Source organism: Bacillus haikouensis (assembly GCF_013179555.1).
GTDB lineage: Bacteria > Bacillota > Bacilli > Bacillales > Bacillaceae_B > Rossellomorea > Rossellomorea haikouensis_A.
On the sequence record NZ_JABMCR010000320.1, the window covers coordinates 1 to 4,180 of the forward strand.

The following is a 4,180-nucleotide window of genomic DNA, read 5'->3' on the forward strand; positions in this document are numbered from 1 at the left end:
AGTCCTTACGAAGCTTATCCAGCCTTCTTTCTTCTGTCATATCGCGGACGACAACAACCGCCCCCCTGATGGTATTGTTGTTGTACAGCGGGCTGACAATCACGACATAAGACCTTCCCTGAAGGGTGATTTCTCCTGTCTGCTCCGTCTCCGTAACCACTACATTCTGAAGAAGTTCCCTAACCGAAGTTGGTATAGGCTCATCACTCTGGTCACTTTTTTCGTAATACCATTGCTGCAGGAACCGGTCTGCCGGTGGATTTGTAATCAGGATCGTCCCATCCCTGTTAAACGTGATAACACCGTCCGCCATACTGCTTAAAATGCTTGAAAGCTGTTCTTTCTCCTGACTGAGTGCGTTGATATGAAACTTTAGCTGTCTCCCCATCTGATTGAACCCGGTAGCAAGTTCTCCTATTTCATCCTTCGTCAGGATCGGCACCTTCGTATCGAACTTCCCTTTTGCCACCTCGAAGGCTGCTTCCCTCATTTTTCTTAAAGGGGCGGTAATACGGGTCGAAAGGAAAAACGCAAAGATCGTCGTCAAGATGATGGCAATCCCCGCAGCAAGAAGGATTAATTTTGTCGTCTGCCGGGTAGTGTCTTTAATCACTCCAAGTGATTGATATAAAAACACTGCTCCATCCCCTTCATCAATATGCATAGGTGTCCCGACCACAATGATATTTTCATATCTGTTTGACGAAGAGTCGGAAGACAACTCGAATTCTTTGTTTACCGTTTTTTCTGCACTGACTTTCTGAAGACTTTCATCGTTCATGATTAAATGATGGATCTCGCGGTGACTTCCTTGTGAATCATGGGAATATACGGTTTTGTCGTTGTCGAGAACAATGAGGATATTAACAGGCTCGTCAATAATTTCTTTTCCAAGTTCCATGCCTAAGTCCAAATCCTTATGGTTTTCAACGACCCTTGCTACTTTTTCTGCTGTATTCGTTAACTCATTTCTGACTTCATCAACATGATAGTTTTGGAAAAACTCCAACAACAAAATTGTTAATATAAATAGAACAAATGAGACCAGCAGCAAGATGGTAACCCATAGTTTTCCAACTACACTACGCCAAAGTCTCATTCATTCGTAACCTCGAATTTATACCCCACTCCCCATACTGTGACGATCATTTTTGCAGCCATTTCAGATACTTTATTCAGCTTTTCCCTTAACCGTTTCACATGAGTGTCTACAGTCCTCAAGTCCCCAAAGAACTCATAATGCCATACTTCCTTCAGGAGGTGTTCACGATCGAAAACCTTATCCGGTGCTTTCGCAAGGAAATAAAGAAGTTCATATTCCTTCGGCGTCAAGTTAACATCCACTCCATCTGCAGTTACACGGTGTGCATCGTTATCGATCGTCAGGTGAGGGTAAACAATCAAATCTTTCGCCTTTGTCGCTGTCTGTATGTAATTTGATTTAGAAGAACGCCTAAGCAGCGCTTTCACTCTCAACACCACTTCTCTTGGGGAAAAAGGTTTCACGATATAATCGTCTGTTCCCACCTCAAAGCCCTGCACCCTGTTCACTTCTTCACCTTTTGCTGTGAGCATGATCACAGGGGTCGATTTGGTCTCCCGGAGTTGTTTGCACACTTCGACACCATCCATACCCGGCATCATTATATCTAACAATATACAATCATAGTCATTGTCTAATGCTTTTTCTAAAGCTTCTTCACCATTTTCTGCTTCATCGATGAGATAGTTTTCTCTCTCCAAGTACATCTTCAGTAATCGCCGAATACGGTCTTCATCATCTACAACCAAAATGCGAATGCTTTCTCCCACGGGTAAATCCTCCTTATATGTACTAGTGTCCTTACTTTATTGTAATTGAAAAAAGAAGCTGACTCAAAGAGAATTTGATTCCCGTTTTCGTCAGCCTCTCAGGGTTACATGTTTTATGCATATGAATGTAATCCTGCGATGATAAGGTTTACTGCCACGAGGTTAAACATGATAATGACAAATCCGATAACGGCCAGCCACGCTGACTTTTCCCCATGCCATCCCTTAGAAAGCCGCAGGTGCAGGAAAGCGGCATAGAACAAGAATGTGATAAGCGCCCATACTTCTTTAGGGTCCCAGCCCCAGAATCTGGTCCAGGCGATTTGTGCCCAGATCATAGCAAAGATCAATCCGCCCAATGTAAATACCGGGAAACCGATGAGGACAGATCGATAGCCGATTTCGTCCATCAAATCCAGATTGACACTTTTAACAGCAGGCTGAAGCTTGGCTGCTATGCGCTTTCTGAACACCAGACGCAATAACGCGTATAAAACGGTTCCTATGATAAAGGACCAAATGACAGTGTTCAATTTCTTGGCATTGATCAGACCCGGCATTTCAGCCCATGGCTGCATGACGTCTTTCGTTACCAGCTCACCTTCATTTGGACCGACAATTGCTGGAAGGGTATACTCTGATACTGCTTCCTGTCCTTGCTGGTTAACATAGTTAAACGTTGCTTCATAATTCGATAAAGTAAATCCTGTAGATGCCACTATAAAGCCGAGAACCACGATAATTCCATACATGACTGCCTCAAGCCAGAAAGACTGCCTGCTCCCTTTAGTATGATCAACAGATTTCAATAAATAAATCAATCCTGCAACAAAGCTGATTGCGAGAATTGCCTCACCGGCAGCTACTGTCGTTACATGAATCTTCAACCAGTCACTTTGAAGTGCCGGTATCAGCGGATTGATATCTCTAGGGAACATGCTGGCATACGCGATGATCAACAGTGCAATGGGCAAGGCCACTACACCGAGAATCGTTTTTCGGTAAATAAAGTAAATGATGATAAAGGCCCCTACCAGTGTCATACCGAAGAAGGTCGTGTATTCAAACAGATTACTTACTGGTGCATGCCCGGCCACTGCCCATCTCAAGAAGAAAAATCCGAGTTGAGCCGCGAACCCGATTATGGTGAGCACAATACCGATAAATCCCCATTTGCTCTGATTGGTTTCTGTCGTATTCTTTTGACGGATGCTTCCGCCAAGAAACAATGTTGCAACTAAATACATGATAAAAGCAATATAGAGTAAATTACTGCTCCATTCAGCCATCGATGTCGCTGTCATCCTTGTTCCTCCTTACCTCTTCCTTTTCTTGCTGATCCTCAGGCATTTCGATATCCGTACCGTCAAGAATCCCTTTAAGCTCATTTTTCAACCCGAACCAGCCTTTATTTGTATGTCCGGCTACTATTAAACTACTATCTCCGCTTCTTCTGAACCACATTCTGCGATGATGCCAGTATGCGCCTTGAACAACTCCTATCATAAATATAGCTCCTCCAAGTGCAATGATCCACAAGGTAAGATCCTTATGAACGGTCAATGCCGATACGTCACGGGTTTCCACACCAGCAAAAGAGAGCTTATACTCATTCTCACCAAGCGGTTCGAGATTTTTTCTAATCCCAACAAAACTGATTTCACCTTCGGGTTTTTCAGGTGAGAACATTTTAAACAAAAAGGCGGGGTTATCAGGAACAGGTTTATCCGAAACAGGCTCCCCGCTTTCATCGAAGCCTGTAAAGTTGGGGTAATACCCCATTAACTCGATACTGTATCCATTACCGAAATCATATTTGTCTTGGGGATCGAATAAATCGACGGTGAACTCCCCGAATGTCTTTCCGCTTTCCTTGTTATCAAACGCAAAAGACATGGACTTGAATTCATCCAATTTGTAGCTGGTCTGATAAACAGCAAAGTTCTCGAATTTCAGAGGATGGTTTACTTTTATCGAATCCTCTTTTTCCAGGTTCAATTCAGCTTTTTCACCCGGCAGTGTTTCTCCGGACTCTTTATATAACACAACATCTGATTGATAATTTTTTGCGATGTTTCCTACCCGGTCGATTGTTTGCTGAAATACCTCTTTGTCTTCATTTCCGTAATTCTCAAGAGTGAAATTTTTATTCTCGATATAATACTCATCTTTGGTGCCTGGAACGGCTTTCTTCTCACCTTCACGTATCCATACGGTTTCATCGATGTACATACCTGGGACGAACCGGAGCATTCCACCAATCAGGAAGATGATCAGCCCAACGTGATTGACATAAGGGCCCCATCTGGAAAAACGATTTTTCTCAGCAAGGATGTTTCCATTTTCTTCACGAATCTTGTACTTCTTC

At 43.2% G+C, this 4,180-nt stretch carries 4 protein-coding genes; all 4 read right to left on the reverse strand.

What is annotated here, in order from left to right; all coding sequences use genetic code 11:
* Positions 1-1,099: HAMP domain-containing protein (locus tag HP456_RS20590; protein ID WP_172254604.1), on the reverse strand; the 1,099-nt coding region annotated here is incomplete at its 3' end.
* On the reverse strand, positions 1,096-1,812 hold the full coding sequence (locus tag HP456_RS20595; protein ID WP_172254605.1) for a response regulator transcription factor: 717 nt from the start codon (positions 1,810-1,812) through the stop codon (positions 1,096-1,098). The genes HP456_RS20590 and HP456_RS20595, both read right to left, overlap by 4 nt.
* Positions 1,813-1,925: 113 nt before the next feature.
* A complete protein-coding gene (gene ccsB / locus HP456_RS20600) occupies positions 1,926-3,101 on the reverse strand; it encodes a c-type cytochrome biogenesis protein CcsB (RefSeq protein ID WP_172254607.1) in 1,176 nt (391 codons plus the stop codon).
* On the reverse strand, positions 3,094-4,180 hold a 1,087-nt coding region (locus tag HP456_RS20605), incomplete at its 5' end, for a cytochrome c biogenesis ResB family protein (protein WP_172254606.1). The genes HP456_RS20605 and ccsB, both read right to left, overlap by 8 nt.

What these genes read in the sequence shown, in the direction of transcription:
- ccsB (WP_172254607.1), bottom strand. Translation starts at nt 3,101, where the DNA reads ATGGCTGAATGGAGCAGTAATTTACTCTATATTGCTTTTATCATGTAT.